Source organism: Synechococcus sp. C9 (assembly GCF_022984075.1).
Lineage (GTDB): Bacteria > Cyanobacteriota > Cyanobacteriia > Gloeomargaritales > Gloeomargaritaceae > Gloeomargarita.
Window position 1 is genome coordinate 1897961 of the sequence record NZ_JALAAD010000001.1, and the last position, 16342, is coordinate 1914302.

Sequence of the window (16342 nt, forward strand, 5' to 3'; positions counted from 1 at the left end):
ATCAGGGTTGACCGTACAGTTCCTATTGTGACAGATGAATTGGCGACCCATCACCGGATTGACCCTGGTTTTTTGGTGGCTCATGGTGGCTCCGGCGGTTGCCCAGGTGTGGCTGGAACTGATCCTCAGCCAGCGGCGGGTGCTGGTCTGGCGGGACAACCGGGTGATTCGCAGTTATCCGGTGGCGGTGGGCAAACCCGGCTGGGAAACCCCCCAGGGGGATTTTGTGGTGGAAGTGAAGGTCAAAGACCCGGTCTGGCAAAGTTTCACCAGCAGTACCCAAATCCCCGCCGGTCACCCCCGCAACCCCCTCGGTCGGCATTGGATCGGGTTTTGGAGCGATGGGGTGGATGAAATTGGGTTTCACGGCACCCCCCACCCGGAAACCGTGGGCAAAGCCATCAGTCATGGGTGTGTGCGGATGTATCCCCGGGATATTGCGGAATTATTCAACCTGGTGGAACTGGGAACCCCCGTGCGGGTCAGACGTTGAGGGGCTTGACAAATATTTAATTTTAGAGCTAAGTTAAAAAAAGGATGTAGCAGACTTGGAATTATTCCAAGACATCCCGTTACCCGCATAGGGTCGAGGAAATCCGGTAAAGACGTTCTGAATATTGAAACATTTCCACTTCAAAAAGAAAATGTTTCAGCGGAGGCTCCCTAAGGAGCCTTTGTTATTTAGGAGGTTGTGGAAGCTTTTTATTATGCAGTAGGTTCTTGGCAATTGCGAAAAAGTTGACTTTCTGTATCTTACCCAACCCCTCATATCTCGGATAGGCACTTTTGATATGCAGTCTGAGTTTTTTACTCTCCCTAAATACGACAAAAGGAACAAAATAATCAACCTCGCAACCGTTAGAATTTAATACCTTAACAACCGCATAGTTATGATAGCCAGCATGACAAACTATAGCTAAGTACGGTTAGGTTGTCGCCTCAAAAATTCTAGAGAACAAGCGCGTGGCTACGCCCTGCGACCCATATCTATGTCAACCTTTGCGTGTTTAGCTATAGGGTTTCCTTGTTGCCCAAAGATTTGATAATATTGGGTAAATTTTTTGAGAGTTCATATCTTTCAAAATTAAATGGTCTTGATTCCCTTGGGGCGTTGTACATCAGTCGCTGTGATTCTTCCCTAGACATTCCCTCCACTTCTTTGGTAAAACAATGTAGGCCGTAGGTGACAATAAATTTATAGGTAATAGGGTTTTCTGAATTTCTTGTGTCGAGATACTCAACCCATTGGGCATCAAGATGAGATAAATCATAAACCATTCCGTCTAAAATAAAATTTCTCCATTGGGTTACCTCATGAACAGTGGCAAACTTCATAATATTCTCAGAATCTAAGATGGGATCAGTGACCGTTAACTCTAAGTTTTTAGAGGCTTGTTTATGGCTCATTTCATTTGTATATACCTTGGGATTGTTGGGCATTAACCCGTTCTTGTTGAATGGCTACCCCATAATTCCTTGAATAGATTTTTTTATGCTTAGGAAATATGCCGTAGCCTCAAATCTTGAAAGTGGGCAAGATTATCAACGATAGTGGCTACGCTGTCAAGCTGGAGATGCGGGTCAGACGTTGAGGGGGATGCGCTGATAAACCCGTCGCACCACCTGGGTCAGGCGTTCCACCCCCCGTTCGATGTCCGTGAGGGAGGCGGTTAAACTGATCCGCACACATTGACGGGCGTGGCTCCATTCCTGGCGCAAACCCGGGAAAAACGTATGCCCCGGCACCACAATCACCCCCACCTGTTTCAGTTCCTGGTAGAGTTCCCAGTCGCTCATGGGCAAATCCCGCAACCACAACCAGGCAAATACCCCGCCCTCGCCCCGATGCAAAAACCAGGGCAAATCCCCCGGCAAGCCCGCCCGCAGACCCTCAGCCAACACCGCCAACTTGTGCTGATAATGGGGGCGGATCACCGTCGCCGATAAATGGGCCAATGCCCCGGACGCAATCGCCTGTGCCGCCAACGCCTGCCCATACCGGGACGCATGGATACAGGCATTGGTCAAAAACCCTTCAATTGCCCGCAAAATCCCCTCATCCCCGATGGCAATCCCCACCCGCTCCCCCGGCAGACCCGCCTTGGACAGGCTGATGCAGTGGACGATATTGGGGGCAAATACGGGGGTCATGGGCGTAAAATTCAAGCCCGGATAGGGCGCCGCATAGGCCGAATCCACCAGCACCGGAATGTCCCGCTCGGCCGCCAACGCCGCAATCTGCCGCACCTCCCCCTCCGACAACACATTCCCCGTCGGGTTGCAGGGGCGAGAAAAAATCACACAGCCCGTTTCGGCTCCAAATTCCAACTGGTCAAAATCGGGACGGTACTTAAATTCATGCCCCTGTTCATCCACCGCCAAGGCTGGTCGCACCGCCCGCAGGGATTCCGGCACCAAACAAATCCCCCCATAGCCCGTATAATCAGGACTCAGGGGCAGAACAATCTCCCGCCCCACCCCGCCAAAGGCATTCGCCGCAAAAAAATACAGGGATTGACTGCCCGGCGTCACCAACACATTCCGGGGAGTGAGCGTTAACCCATACCGCTGGTTAAAATCCGCCACCACCGCCTCAATCAAGGGCTGATACCCCTGGCTGGCACCATAGCGGCACACCACCTCCCCATAGTCGGGACTGGCCAACAACGCCTGGGTGCAATCCCGCCACAACTGCTCCACCTCCGGCAAAATCACCGGATTCCCCGCACTCAGATTGATCAAATCCTCCCCCGCCCGGGCTTGCAGGGTTTCCACAATGTCCTTCATGATCGCCCGCACCCCCGTCAGGCGGCTCATGGTGGCACCAAAATCACTCAGTTGTGGGTTCAGCATGGTTTGGGATCAGGCAAATAAAGGCTATTTTAGCCCAGAATTCATCCCTAACTGCCTGTCCCCAGGGTAATCACCCAAGTTCCCACCTGCCGGGGCAAGGGAATATCCCCGGGACTCAACACCTGTAGATTGAAAAAATACATCCCACTGTTGCGGGGGTTTTTCACATTGGATAGGACAATATCCACCGGCGTATCGGCGGGCACCGGGTCAACCAGGGCAATGCGCAGGAGGCGGTTCTCCTTATCCAAGACCGCTTCCCCCACCCGGAATTTTTGCTGGTCCTTGCCCCGGGTACGGCTCCGCACCACCTCCACCGCCTTGGGGTCCAATTCCCCCCGATAGTACTCGGGATAGGTGATGTAATACTCCGCCACCGCAATGCTCTGCCGGGGCACATTCAGGTAATAGCGGTCCCATTCCCCAATTCGGCCCGAATCCGCCGAATAGCGCAGTTCTTTTTTCGGCCCCCCCCAGAGGGTCCAGCCCGAACCCTGCGCCACCGCCACCCCCGCACTACTCACCACCGTCAGCGCCGCCAGGAGCGTCCAGGCGAAGCGTTGGGAAACGTTTGGGCGTACCATGAATTTTTGCAACATACGCAACATAATTTTACTCCCGACGTTTGCCGGTACCGCAAATTCCGAATTCCCTGATCGTACCATTCCCAAAAAGTTCCCGGTTGAGGATTTCAGTTTAACCGTGTATCTGCCCTATCCTGTCCAGGGGAGAATAAACTAAAGTGGAAGAAACTGTCCTAACTGTGGGTCCCAGGTGAGTTACTGCTTTAACCCCTCCTGCACACGCCCCCAAAACCCGGAAGGTGCCCTGGTCTGCGGCAATTGTGGGTCACGTTTGATCCTCAGTCACCGGGGACGGGAATATCGGATGAAAAAATGTCTGGGCTATGGGGGGTTCGGTGCCACCTTTGCCGCCGTGGAGGAAAATCTCCCGGGTAAGCCCTTGTGCGTGATCAAACAACTGCGCCCGCCGGTGGACAACCCCGATGACCATGTGTACCAGATGGCGAAGGAATTATTTGAGCGGGAGGCAGAAATTTTAGGGCGGTTGGGGAACCATCCCCGGTTGGCGAGTTTGCGGGATTATTTTGCCGAGCCGCCCCATTTCTACATGGTGCAGGAGTTTGTGGATGGGAAAACCCTCCAGGCGGAGGTGCGGGAAAATGGCCCCTATGAGGAGGGTTCGGTCAAGCTGTTTCTACGGCAGATGCTCCCGGTTTTGCAGTACATTCACGAGCATGGCACCATCCACCGGGATATTAAACCCGCCAATATCATGCGCCGCAAAGCGGACGGGGAATTGATTTTGATTGACTTTGGGGCGGTAAAACAGGTGGGACAAATCCCCAGTGGGGCGGAGGGGGAACTGACCCAATTTGCCATTGGCACGGCGGGGTATGCGCCCCCGGAACAGTTGTCCATGCGCCCGGTCTATGCCAGCGATATTTATGCGTTGGGCGGCACCTGCCTCTACCTACTCACGGGCAAATCCCCCAAGGAATTGGAAATTGACCCCCAAACCGGGGAAATCCGGTGGCGGCAGTACGTGCGGGTGAGTGATGCCTTTGCCCAGGTGTTGGACCGGATGCTGGCGGTTTCCCTCAAACAGCGCTATGCCACCGCCGGTGCCGTGATGCGTGCCCTGGATTTGGAACCCCATTACACCAACCTATCCCAGGGGTTACGCACCCAAAAAACCACCCCCCCTGCGCCCCTGCCCACCCCCCCCGAAGCCACGAGTGGGGACAGTCAAGCCAGTCGGTTGGCGGCGGCGATTCGTGCCCGCAAAGCCCGTGCCCTCAACCTGGAAAGCGGGGAAACCGACAGCGGCAAACTCACCCCCAGTCGCTTGAAAGATGCCCTGCGCCGGGGCAGAAAAGATTTTGCGGGTCAGGACTTTCGGGAGTATGACCTCCAGGGGGAAACGATGGTGGGCTGTATCCTGACGGAAGCGATTTTGAGCAAGGCGAATTTGCGGGAAAGTATTTTGGAAGAGGCGAATTTGGGGCGGGCGAATTTGCAGGGGGCGAATCTGCAAAAGGCGAATTTACACAAGGCTTATCTCAGTTTTGCCAACCTCCAGGGTGCCGATTTGCGGAATGCGGATTTAACCGAAGCCTATCTCCGCAATGCCAACCTCCGGGATGCCAACCTGTGCGGGGCGAATTTGGAGGGGGCTTTGGTCGCCGAGGACCAACTGGCGGGGGCACGTACCAACTGGGCAACCAAACTGCCTGTGGGTATCAAACGGGGCAACTGGTGGCCGCTTTAGGAGCCGAGGCACTCCCGAATTGTCAAAAAATGAAGCCAGGGGGTATGGTGGGAATGGTGTGAGGGTACAGCGGCATGAAGTGGAATCCGGTACGCTGGTGGCTGTCTGGCATGGTGGCAGTGGGAATCGCCTACGGAGTCCTGCCTCCGGGGATAGCAGAAACGAACCCCCCTGGGGAGGTGCCGGGATTACCCAACCTACCACCGGTGACCCCCGTACCCCCCAATTCCCCTGGCAGTCAGGATTTTCGCAATTTACCGCCCCTGTTAGCCCCAGTTTTACCGGCGGCAAACCCCCTCGATACGCCTACCGAGCCAACCCAGGTGGAGATCAAAACCGACCAGGCCCTGAGTTTGCGCCAAGCCCTGGAACTGGCGGCCCAAACCAACCGGCAGTTACAGGCCGCCCGGGCCCAGATTGAAGCCGCCCGCGCCGGGTTACGCCAAGCCCAGGCCGCTTTGTTTCCCACCCTGGAGTTCCAGTCCAATTTTCAGCGCAGTGAGTCGGCGCAAGCGGAAATTTCCGCCCGGGTTGCCCGGATCAACGCCGCTCAAAATCCCCTCGCCCGTTTGGTGGGGGGTGGGGGCAACGATGGCCCTTCCCTGACCTGGGATGGCACCTTACGCTTGAATTACAACATCTATACGGGGGGGCAACGGGGTGCCCGGATTCAACAAGCCCAGGAACAACTGCGGCAAGCGATCCTGAATGGGGTGCAGGTGGCGCAGGAGTTGCAGTTGAATGTGGCGAGAGCCTACTACGACTTGCAAAATGCGGATGCCCAGGTCAACATCGGTCAGTCGGCGGTGCGGAATGCACAGGTGAGTTTGCGGGATGCGGAGGCGCAATTGCGGGCGGGGGTGGGGACCCAGTTTGCCGTCCTGCAAGCCCAGGTGCAGTTGGCGAATGCCCAGCAACAATTGGTGAATGCCCAGCGGGATCAGCAGGTGGCTCAGCGAAATTTGGTACAAATTCTCAGCCTGGGGAATCAGGTGACCGTGACCGCTTCCGACCCGATTGAAACGGCGGGGGAATGGACGATTCCCTTGGATCAAAGCATTATTTTGGGGTGGCAACAGCGCCCGGAATTGGTCACCCAACTCTCCCAACGGCGGTTCCAGCAGGCACAGCGGGAGTTGGCGCTCTCCGGGATTCGCCCTAATTTGAGCCTCTTTGCCCAGACGGACTACCTGCGTTTTTATGAAAGCCCGACGGGTTTGGAGCAGGGCGGTTTTGGGCAGGGCTATGTGTTCGGTGTGCAGTTGCGGTTTAGCCTGTTTGATGGGGGGGCAGCCTTTGCGGGGGCACGGCAAGCGGAGGCGAACATCGCCGTGGCGGATATTAACTACGCTAATGTCCGTAACCAGGTGCGCTTCCAAGTGGAGCAGGCGTTTAGTGACCTGCGGGCAAATCAGACCAATATCAAAACCGCCGCCCTTGCCCTAGAACAGGCGAATGAAAGTTTACGGCTGGCACGTCTGCGCTTCCAGGCGGGGGTGGGCACCCAAACCGATGTGATCAACCAGGAAAATGCCCTCACCCAAGCCCAGGGAAATTTGGTGACCGCCGTATTGGGTTACAACCGGGCGTTGGCGGCTTTGGAGCGAGCGGTGGGGAATGCGCCGTTTAATTTTGCCCCTCCGCCGGAACTGCCTACCAATTCCCCTTAACGTCAAAGGTCAAAACGCATCCGCAGGGTCAGAACCCACGTTCCCTTTTTGTATGGGTAATTGCAGTAAGGTCGGGGCACCCAATTCCACCCCTGGGGTTTGCAGTTGTTGGGATTCCGCCTCAATTTTTTGAACTTCCGGGGGGTCGCCACTGGATTCTAATTCTAATGTTCCAGAACCAAATACGGAACCCCTATTCCATTTTCATTTAGGATTGCTATAACTAAATTAATCCCCAAAAGGGCGTGCTAAGATTGGACAATTTAATTCTATTATGGTTTACCTACAGGGCACAAAACCTAAATTCCCAGGCGCACAAACCGGTCATTTTGCCAACGCAAACGGTAGAGCTTTTGGTTGCGGCGATTTACCACAATAATGTCCCGTCCCACTCTGGGTAATTGGTAGGTTAGGGTGGGATCAAAAGGTACGGGTAACAATTCCCGGGTCACATTTCGCCATTGTCCCTGACGATAGTCCAACAAAATTAACTGGGATAAACCGGGTTGTTCTGGGAAAGAAACCGGGTCATAGGGCACGCTATACGCCGCTAAATATTGCCCATTATTTTTGCGGAAAATAGCAAACTCAAACTGTTGGGGATTATCGCTGGCTTGATAGCGAATATAACCATTCGGAACATCCACGGTGGCATAATGCAAATAACGCTGACGGTTTTCAGTAGAACCCAAGGGCAAGAGGGGGGCGGGAATTCCCAGGAAATGTTCTTGGACAGAGCGAAACGGACGGGTCAGCCCAGGACTGCCTTGCAGGAATAACACGATAGTCATGGTTACTATGCCGGTCAAAATAGAATGGGAAGTCTTCATAAGCTCTAGCAAACCAACACCCTATAAACGTTAGATATTTTATCTTAATCTTAACTGAATATGGTCTGAATCATGGGGTTCCAAGGTTTATAATAATCTTAATCCAGTTGATAATCGGGGTCACCCCCGTCCTTGGTTTTGGATAGCCTGCGTAGCGTAGCCATGAGTATGGGTATTCCGGCGAAATAATCTTCTAGTAATGCAAATACATAGAGGTGCCCTTAATTATTATTTACATGAGAATTGATCTGGGGAAAGAATAGTATTGTAAGCTATAAATCTAGCCGTCGGTTTCGTTGGGGAACAGCCAACGGATGTGAAGGGGAAAGCACGGTGTGAATCCGTCACTGTCCCGCAACTGTGATGAGGTTTGGTGCCTCTAAGTCAGGATGCCCGCCGCCGGTTGACAACATAGACCAATCTGCGAGGTACGGATTGATGTTCCAGATATTGCGGCGTTCCCGGCTGGCTCTGTTGGCTGGGTTGGGTGTGTATTGGGTGGTTGGGGCGGCACAACCGGCACAGGCGATGCACATTATGGAGGGGTATTTGCCCCCTGCCTGGGCGATTTTTTGGTGGGTGGTTTTTTTGCCGTTTTTGGTCTGGGGATTTTTTGCCTTGAGGCGCATCACCCGTGAATTTCCCGAGGCCAAGTTGTTGTTGGCTTTGGCTGGGGCGTTTACGTTTGTGTTGTCGGCGTTGAAATTGCCTTCGGTGACGGGGAGTTGTTCCCATCCGACGGGGACGGGGCTGGGGGCGATCCTGTTTGGCCCTGGGGTGATGTCGGTGCTGGGGGGGCTGGTGTTGCTGTTCCAGGCGTTGCTGTTGGCGCACGGGGGGCTGACCACCTTGGGGGCGAATGGGGTTTCGATGGCGGTGGTGGGGCCGTTGGTGGCCTATGGGGTGTATCAGGGGGTGATGCGGATGACCCGGCGGCAAACGGTGGCGGTTTTTTTGGCGGCGGCGCTGGCGGATTTGATGACCTATGTGGTCACGTCTTGGCAGTTGGCACTGGCATTCCCGGCGGTAACAGGGGGAGTTGGTGCCGCTTTTGCCAAATTTGCCACGATTTTTGCCATCACCCAGGTGCCTTTGGCGGTGAGTGAGGGTCTGCTGACGGTGCTGGTGTGGAATTGGCTCCAGACCTATAGCCGACCGGAGTTGGAGTCGTTGGCGTTACTCAAAGAAGGAGCGTGAGGGCGATGCAGAATTCTTCCAAATCCATGACCGGGCTAAATTGGCTATTGCTGGCGGGGGTGGTAGGGCTGGCGGTACTGCCGTTGGTCATTACCCGGAATGGGGCGTTTGAGGGGGCAGATGGTGCGGCTACGGAGGCGATTGAGGCGATGCGACCGGATTACCAGCCCTGGGTGAACCCGGTTTTGGAACCGGCCAGTGGGGAACTGGAGTCCCTGCTGTTTGCGGTGCAGGCGGGGTTGGGGGCCGGGGTGATCGGCTATGTCCTGGGGCGGTATCAGGGGCGCAGTGCGTCCGCTCGGGATGAGCAACATTAAGGCTCGCCCTGGGCTTAAGGCGGATGAACCGGGATGCACCATCATCTGGATGTTTATGCCTATACCAATGCCCTGAGACCCCTGCCGCCGACGCAGAAGGTGGGGTTTGCCCTGGGGATGCTCACCCTGGCATTGGTGGGACAGCCGGTGACCCAAGGGGTGATTGGGCTGTGGATGAGCCGTTGGATTCTGGGGGCGGCGGGGATTCCCCTGGCGGTTTATGGGTCGTTGGTGGGGGGAATGGTGCTGTTTTGGTTAGCGAGTCTACCCGCTCTGGTGGTGGAGGTTGCGCCCATGACATCGGCTGTGCCTACCCCTGGCGTTGCCGTCGGTGCCTGGTGGGTTTCCCTGAGTGGGGCGGGGATGACCCTCGCCTTGGGCATTGGTCTGCGGGGTTTGGCAACGGGGGTGTGTCTGCTGTTTCTCCTGCTGACGGTGCCCTTTGCGGAATTGCTCCAGGTTTTGCGGGGTTGGCGATTGCCCGCTATTTTGCTGGATATTTTACTGCTGATGTACCGCTTTATTTTTCTGGCGTTGGAGGAACTGGTGCAGATGCAACTGGCGCAACGGGCACGGGGGGGTGACCGGCACTGGCGACGCAGGATGTACAGTCTGGGGTTGTTGACCAGTCAGTTGGTGGTGCGGTCGTTGCAGCGGTATCAGGGGTTTCGCCTGGGGCTGGCCGCCCGGGGGTTTGCCGGGTCTCTGCGGGTGGAATCGTTTGCCACCTATCGCCGTTGCCGCCGTTATGAATGGGAGGTGCTGGTGGGTGTTGTCGCCTTGCTGACGGGGGAATTGTACTTACGTTGGGTCGGGGTGTGAATGGTGCTTTACTGACATTGCACGCCGTGACCTACACCTATCCGGGCACTTCTGAACCCTGTTTACGGCAGGTGGATGTGGCGATTCCGGCGGGGCAAAAAACGGTGATTTTGGGGCGGAATGGCTGTGGCAAGTCCACCCTTTTGCTGGTGGCGGCGGGCTTATATCCGGTACAGCAGGGGGTGATTATCTGGCGGGACAGTCCCTTACCCCGGGGCGGGCATTTGGCTTGGGAATGGCGACGGCGGATTGGGCTGACGTTGCAAAACCCGGAACACCAACTGGTGGCGGCGACGGTGGCGGAGGATATTTCCTATGGTCTGTGCAATTTGGGGTTCGACCGTTCTACGGTTTTGGATCGTTTGACCCGAACCTTGACGGATTTTGATTTAGAGGATTTGGCGCACGTCCCTTTGCATCATCTCAGTTTGGGGCAAAAACGCCGGGTGGCGCTGGCGGGGGTGATGGCGCTTGAGCCGGAATTGCTCCTGTTGGACGAACCGACCACCTATCTGGATGACCCGCAAACCCAAACCCTCCTGCAACACCTGGCACGGATTCACGCCCAAGGGACAACGCTGGTGATGGCGACCCAGGATTTGGATTTGGCCTACGCCTGGGCGGATTGGGTGATTCTTTTGGAGGCGGGGCGGGTGGTACTGGCGGAGCCGGCGGAACGGTTTTGGGCTAATCGGGAACTTTTGGCGGCTTACCCTCTAGCATTGCCGACCCTGTTGGCGGCGTGGGAGGCGCTCCCGGCGGTTTGGCGGGGGGGTCGGGTGCCACCGAAAACCCTGACCGCTTGGCAACAGTGCTGGCAGTCCTAAATTTTAGGTTGAATTGAGGTTGCTCAATGTTTTGGGGGAAACTTTTACTTGTGGGCTACTTATAGGGCACCTCTCTAAATTGCAAATTGGCGGTCCCAGGGGGGCAACCCCATCCTTTGTTGTGGGGAATAGGGGCATTCCCAGGATGGGATTGATGATTGGTTTAAATAAGTCAAGGTTTCCTATAGGCACTATGGCAATATCCCTTAAATCGAAATGTGAGTACAAGTTTCAAATTTTATGGTTGGAACATCAAGGGTCGCAGTTCTGGTTCTCAGAGGTGCCTGCCTAATTTTTTTGTTATGATTAAGGGTGGCTTTCGTAACCTTTCCAACCATGACCAACCCCGAATCTGGGGCATTAAACCCCTTGGCGGATACGCCGATTGTGATTCCCACCCTGCGGGAAACGCCGATCAATGAACCGGCGGGCTTGATCCCCACCCCTGCCAACGCTTCGATTGTGAATTGGCTGGAGGCGACCGGGCGGATGGATGTCAACCCGGTGCAGGATTACCGTTCCCTCTACGATGAGGACGGGGAAGCGATTGATGACTTTACCGCCGATGAGGTGGATTTGTACGACGAAGATGAATTGGGGGATGAGTTGGCAGAGGACGAGGGCGATGATTATTAGGTTGTTTCGCCCCTAATCCCTGTCCATGAGTGCCCCTGCCTGGTTGGTCATAGGATTGGCGGCGGGTCTCGTCCTCGCCCTGGGATGGTTTGCCCCCAATGCGCCTTGGCTACTGTTAACCCTGGGGTTGGCAACGGGGGGGGCGGCGGGGATGGGAGCTTTGGTTCTGCCCTGGTTGCGCCGGTTGAAAATGGGGCAGATCATTCGCCGGGAGGGACCCCAAGCGCATCTCAAAAAAGCGGGTACGCCCACGATGGGGGGCATTTTTTTCCTGCCGGTGGCGCTGGTGGTGACGCTGTTCGTTTTACTCATCCAACCGCAAGGGGTATCGGCGCATCTGTGGGCGGTGATGGCTTTGACCTTGGCTTGCGGGGCGATTGGGGCGTTGGATGACTGGTTGATTTTGCAGGCGCAGTCCAATCAGGGCTTGGCTCCCAAGGGGAAATTGGCTTTGCAAATCCTGGCGGCGGTGGGGTTTACCCTTTGGCTGTGGTGGCAGGGGACAACGCCCACGACCATTGCCCTGCCCTGGGAAATCACCCTCAATCTGGGGCTGGGGTTTTGGGTGCTGGCGGGGTTTGTGCCGGTGGCGCAGAGCAATGCGGTGAATTTGACCGATGGGTTGGATGGTCTGGCGGCGGGAACCTGTGCGGTGGCTTTGACGGGGTTGGGGGTCGCCGGTGCTGGTACCCAGCCGGATGTGAGTGTGTTTGCGGTGGCGATGGCGGGTGCCTGTCTGGGGTTTTTGGTGCATAATCACCATCCCGCCCGGGTGTTCATGGGGGATACGGGTTCCCTGGCGCTGGGGGGGGCACTGGCGGGGATTGGCATTGTCACCCAACAGTTGTGGTTACTGCTGATCCTGAGTTTGCTGTTTGTGTGGGAAACCCTGACGGTGATGGCGCAGGTCTTTTATTTCAAAGCCACTAAGGGACCCGATGGGGTGGGCAAACGCCTGTTCAAAATGACCCCTTATCACCACCACCTGGAACTGAGCGGCTGGTCGGAAACCCAGATTGTCGCCTGCTTTTGGGGGATTGAAGCGATCCTGTGGGGGGGGTGGCTGTGGGGACACTACTGGGGCTGATCCCGCAGGGCTTCCAGGACTCCCTGATCCTCCAGAGTGGAAATGTCGCCCTTGGGGGATTCCCCCGCCGCCAAAGCCCGCAGTAACCGGCGCATGATTTTCCCGGAGCGGGTTTTGGGCAGTACATCCGTAAATTGCAGACTACTGGGACGGGCAATGGCACCGATTTCTTTGACAACGTGGTCGAGCAATTCCTGCTTGAGGGCATCGCTGGGTTGGTAATGGCTTTCTAGGGTGACAAACGCCACCACCGCTTCCCCTTTGATCTCGTCCGGTCGCCCCACCACCGCCGCTTCCGCCACCGCCGGATGGGACACCAACGCCGATTCGATTTCCATCGTCCCCAAGCGATGACCCGCCACGTTGATCACATCATCCACCCGCCCCATCACCCAAAAGTAGCCATCCTCATCCCGGCGTGCCCCATCCCCGGCAAAATAAAAATACTGCCCATTGCGGGGGGGAATTTGCTCCCAGTAGGTGCGGCGAAACCGTTCCGCATCCTGATACACCGTCCGCATCATCCCCGGCCAGGGGTGGGTGACTACCAAATACCCCCCCTGGTTGACCGGCACCCGTTCCCCCCGCCTGTCCACCACCTGCGCCTGAATCCCCGGCAACGGTAAGGTCACGGAACCCGGTTTGGTGGGCGTGGCTCCTGGTAAAGGCGCAATCATAATCCCGCCGGTTTCCGTCTGCCACCAGGTATCCACAATCGGACAACGTTCACCCCCAATCACCCGGTGGTACCACATCCAGGCTTCCGGGTTAATCGGTTCCCCCACTGTACCCAGCAACCGCAGGCTGGATAAATCCCGTGCCTTTGGATGTTCATCCCCCATCTTGATAAATGACCGAATCGCCGTCGGTGCCGTGTAAAAAATGGATACCTTATGGGTTTGGATCACATCCCAAAAACAGCCGGGATTCCCCGCATGGGGTGCCCCCTCGTACATCAGGGTCGTCGCCCCATTGGACAGGGGACCATACACCACATAACTATGCCCCGTGATCCAACCCACATCCGCCGTACACCAATACACATCCTCTTCCCGCAGGTCAAACACCCATTGGGTCGTCATGTGGGTGTACAAATTATATCCTGCGGTTGTATGAACAATACCCTTGGGTTTCCCCGTCGTTCCCGAAGTATAGAGAATAAACAGCATCTCTTCGCTATCCAGGGCTGTGGCGGGACAATCCGGGGACATCTGGGGTTGGAGTTCATGCCACCAGACATCCCGTCCGGCGGTCATCGGGCAATCCCCCGCCCGTTGCACCACCAACACCCGCTGTACCGAAGGCACCTGCCCAGCCGCCAACGCCTGATCCACCTGGGGTTTGAGGGGTACCACCGCCCCCTTGCGCCACCCCCCGTCCGCCGTCACCACCACCTTCGCCTGCGCCGCCCGCAACCGTTCCTGCAACGCCTGGGCACTAAAGCCCCCAAAGACTACCGTATGCGCCGCCCCAATCCGGGCACAGGCCAACATCGCCATCGCCGCCTCGGGAATCATGGGCAAATAAATCCCCACCCGGTCGCCCCGTTGCACCCCCAGGGCTTTGAGGGCATTCGCCATCTGACAGACATCGTGATGCAATTGTTCATAGGTAATCACCCGCACCTCCCCCGGTTCCCCCTGCCAGATGATTGCCGGTTTCGTGCGACGGGGGGTGTCCAGATGCCGGTCTAAACAGTTGTAGGATAAATTAATCTGCCCACCCACAAACCAACGCACCTGGGGCGGTTGCCAGTCCAACACCTGTTCCCACCGCCGAAACCAGTGCAATTCCCGCTCCGCCAGCCCTCCCCAAAAACCCTGGGGATCACGTTGAAATTGCTCGCACAACTGCTGATATTGTTCTAAAGATGCAATCCTCGCCTGGGCACGGAACCCATCCGGGGGTGGAAATTGCCGCTGTTCGTGTAATACGGATTCAATCAGGATGTCGCTCATCGCTACCGGTTTCGCCCATGTTTGTAATATGATATCGCACTTTGGGGATAGGCTCTGTTAGTACAAAAGATTTAATCATCATTGCCATTAGGAAAAATTTTAATTTTCGGCGATCCCCACCCCTAGCCCTCTGATCCCTGACCTGTTATCATAAAAACACTTTACAAACGCCCATTAGGATTTCTACCGTGAAACTCATTTCAGAAGCTGACTTTACCCCCCAGGTTTTACAGGCGACCGTACCGGTGATTGTGCATTTTTCCGCCCCTTGGTGCGGTCTGTGCCGGTTGATTGAACCCCTGCTGACTCAATTACAAGAGCAGTACGGGTCACAGATGCGGGTCTTTACGGTGAATGCGGATGAGAGTTTGCATTTGGCGAACCGTTACCGCCTGCGGATGTTGCCGACGTTGCTGGTGATTCGGGATGGGCAAGTCCAGCATCGCTTGGAAACCTTCCAAACTCGGGATCAACTGTACCAGCAATTGCACCAAGCTGTACAGACGGTTTTGACCCTGCCTAAGGTGGCTTCGGTTTAGGGATTCATGCACCGAGTCCGGCAGTTACCAAGATGATGCTCCCCAGGTTCCCCACTTGGGAATTTTCGCCTCCTGGGGATGAATTTTTTCAACTCCCTGCTCTTAGCCGCACCTTACCCCTCCGCCCGGTACAATTTGCTGGGGATGCCCTGACAACCGCCGGGGATGGTATTGCGGGTGCGTGTCCCCCCCCAGGAGCAGAGGTAAAACCGTTGTTCCGCCGATAGGTTGTAAACGCCGGTGAAATCCGCATCTTCCACAATCGCCCCAGTAAATTCGCCGGTCTGGAAGTTGGGGCGTTCCCCATTCGTCCAGGGCTGGTAGGGGCTGGCGTAATCCAATTTTTCCGGCTCCCCGTAGAAGAAAATTGCCCCCTGGAGATTGGCACCGGTGAATTTGGCACCCTGGAGGTTGCTCATGGCGAAGTTGGTGCGGGTGAGATTGCAATTGCTAAAATTGGTGCCGCTCAAATCCGCCTTACTAAAGTCCACCCGGCGCAAATCCGTACCACTCAAATCCGCCTCGGACAGCATATTTTCCAGGTCAATCACCCGCTCCCCAAACTCCCGATCCTCCTGGTAGAGACCATTCCCATCCAAAATCGGTCGCCCTAGCCGTTGATCCCGTTTGAGGGGCGTGAGCAACTTCGCCATGGACAAAAACCGCACCACCTTGGCTTTCCCTTCGGCGTTGACACTGCTGAGTAGGGCCGCCGTCCGTCCCTCCGCAATCATCCGCTCCTGGGGCCAATCTTCTAAAAACCCATCTTCATCCAGTGCTAATTCCGAAATGCCCTGGAAATAGGCATCAATCGTCTGCTGTTGGGTAATGCGGTTTTGTTGCTCGGTTAATACCTTGGAAATCACATACTGTTGCCAGGAAATCACGGCGGCTACCAACGCCACCAAAATTTGCCCCACCGCCCCCAAACTGTCCCCCAAAGCCGAGGCAACATTCCAATCAATCCGCAGTCCCCCCCGCCCCCAGAGCCAGACCAGGAAACCCACAAACCCGGTAAACAGGGTTACGCCCCCCAGGAAAAACGAAGATTCCTCGGGATGGACGACTTGGAAAATCTCCCGTAAGGAGTCCCAAAAAAGTTCGATAGTCAACAGAATGGACAATAGGGTCACCAAGCCCGCCAACCAATACCACCCCGCCAAAATCGCCACCATCAGCAGGGCGACCGTTCCCAAGGTGAGGGGAACTTGGGCTTTTTTGAACCATTTGCGAAAGGGGAAACGGGAAGATTTAACCGGCGGGGAATAGGACATCTCGGTCATGGGTTGCCAGGGTGGAATGAATCGTTACGGC

General features: G+C 55.9%; 16 protein-coding genes and 1 riboswitch. Of the genes, 10 read left to right on the forward strand and 6 right to left on the reverse strand.

Going from position 1 to position 16342, the window contains the following annotated elements:
* Positions 1-34: 34 nt before the first annotated feature.
* Positions 35-493 (forward strand): L,D-transpeptidase, encoded by a 459-nt coding sequence (locus MLD66_RS09310; RefSeq protein ID WP_247217215.1) that lies wholly within the window; start codon positions 35-37, stop codon positions 491-493.
* 518 nt (positions 494-1011) lie between these two features.
* On the opposite strand, the gene MLD66_RS09315 is transcribed toward MLD66_RS09310, so the two are convergent.
* The 3 genes from MLD66_RS09315 to MLD66_RS09325 all read right to left on the reverse strand — a co-directional run bounded on the left by MLD66_RS09315 (position 1012) and on the right by MLD66_RS09325 (position 3461).
* Positions 1012-1440 carry a hypothetical protein gene (locus MLD66_RS09315; RefSeq protein WP_247217217.1) on the reverse strand — a complete coding sequence of 143 codons (429 nt, stop codon included), beginning with the start codon at positions 1438-1440 and terminating at the stop codon, positions 1012-1014.
* 141 nt (positions 1441-1581) lie between these two features.
* A complete protein-coding gene (locus MLD66_RS09320) occupies positions 1582-2853 on the reverse strand; it encodes a valine--pyruvate transaminase (protein WP_247217219.1) in 1272 nt (423 codons plus the stop codon).
* Positions 2854-2900: 47 nt separating this feature from the next.
* Positions 2901-3461: a DUF2808 domain-containing protein gene (locus MLD66_RS09325; RefSeq protein ID WP_247217220.1), complete on the reverse strand. Its 561-nt coding sequence runs from the start codon at positions 3459-3461 to the stop codon at positions 2901-2903.
* Between the two features lie 166 nt (positions 3462-3627).
* Between MLD66_RS09325 and MLD66_RS09330 the strand changes: the two genes are divergently transcribed.
* Both MLD66_RS09330 and MLD66_RS09335 read left to right on the forward strand, forming a co-directional pair.
* Complete coding sequence (locus MLD66_RS09330) at positions 3628-5145, forward strand: serine/threonine-protein kinase (protein ID WP_247217222.1); 1518 nt, start codon at positions 3628-3630, stop codon at positions 5143-5145.
* 74 nt (positions 5146-5219) lie between these two features.
* Positions 5220-6815 carry a TolC family protein gene (locus tag MLD66_RS09335; protein WP_247217224.1) on the forward strand — a complete coding sequence of 532 codons (1596 nt, stop codon included), beginning with the start codon at positions 5220-5222 and terminating at the stop codon, positions 6813-6815.
* 299 nt (positions 6816-7114) lie between these two features.
* Here the strand turns inward: MLD66_RS09335 and MLD66_RS09340 are convergent, their stop codons facing one another.
* Positions 7115-7606: a hypothetical protein gene (locus MLD66_RS09340; protein WP_247217226.1), complete on the reverse strand. Its 492-nt coding sequence runs from the start codon at positions 7604-7606 to the stop codon at positions 7115-7117.
* A gap of 310 nt (positions 7607-7916) precedes the next feature.
* Positions 7917-8061: riboswitch (cobalamin riboswitch) on the forward strand.
* A 22-nt stretch (positions 8062-8083) separates the two neighbouring features.
* Here MLD66_RS09340 and MLD66_RS09345 point away from each other — a divergent pair.
* From MLD66_RS09345 to mraY, 6 genes are all read left to right on the forward strand, one after another.
* A complete protein-coding gene (locus MLD66_RS09345) occupies positions 8084-8842 on the forward strand; it encodes an energy-coupling factor ABC transporter permease (protein ID WP_247217228.1) in 759 nt (252 codons plus the stop codon).
* Between the two features lie 5 nt (positions 8843-8847).
* Positions 8848-9159 (forward strand): energy-coupling factor ABC transporter substrate-binding protein, encoded by a 312-nt coding sequence (locus MLD66_RS09350; protein WP_247217230.1) that lies wholly within the window; start codon positions 8848-8850, stop codon positions 9157-9159.
* A 33-nt stretch (positions 9160-9192) separates the two neighbouring features.
* Positions 9193-9981 (forward strand): cobalt ECF transporter T component CbiQ, encoded by a 789-nt coding sequence (gene cbiQ, locus MLD66_RS09355; RefSeq protein ID WP_247217232.1) that lies wholly within the window; start codon positions 9193-9195, stop codon positions 9979-9981.
* A complete protein-coding gene (locus MLD66_RS09360) occupies positions 9978-10808 on the forward strand; it encodes an ABC transporter ATP-binding protein (protein WP_247217234.1) in 831 nt (276 codons plus the stop codon). The genes cbiQ and MLD66_RS09360 overlap by 4 nt, the downstream gene beginning before the upstream one ends.
* A gap of 336 nt (positions 10809-11144) precedes the next feature.
* Complete coding sequence (locus tag MLD66_RS09365; RefSeq protein ID WP_247217236.1) at positions 11145-11444, forward strand: DUF3134 family protein; 300 nt, start codon at positions 11145-11147, stop codon at positions 11442-11444.
* 25 nt (positions 11445-11469) lie between these two features.
* Complete coding sequence (gene mraY, locus MLD66_RS09370; protein WP_247217237.1) at positions 11470-12531, forward strand: phospho-N-acetylmuramoyl-pentapeptide-transferase; 1062 nt, start codon at positions 11470-11472, stop codon at positions 12529-12531.
* Here the strand turns inward: mraY and acs are convergent.
* Complete coding sequence (acs, locus tag MLD66_RS09375) at positions 12519-14489, reverse strand: acetate--CoA ligase (protein ID WP_247217239.1); 1971 nt, start codon at positions 14487-14489, stop codon at positions 12519-12521. The two genes, mraY and acs, sit on opposite strands and share 13 nt — an antisense overlap.
* 188 nt (positions 14490-14677) lie before the next feature.
* On the opposite strand from acs, the gene MLD66_RS09380 reads away from it, so the two are divergent.
* Positions 14678-15028: a thioredoxin family protein gene (locus tag MLD66_RS09380; protein ID WP_247217241.1), complete on the forward strand. Its 351-nt coding sequence runs from the start codon at positions 14678-14680 to the stop codon at positions 15026-15028.
* A gap of 113 nt (positions 15029-15141) precedes the next feature.
* Here MLD66_RS09380 and MLD66_RS09385 read toward each other — a convergent pair whose 3' ends face one another.
* Positions 15142-16311, reverse strand: coding sequence for a pentapeptide repeat-containing protein (locus tag MLD66_RS09385; protein WP_247217243.1), 1170 nt, complete (start codon positions 16309-16311; stop codon positions 15142-15144).
* Positions 16312-16342: the final 31 nt, after the last annotated feature.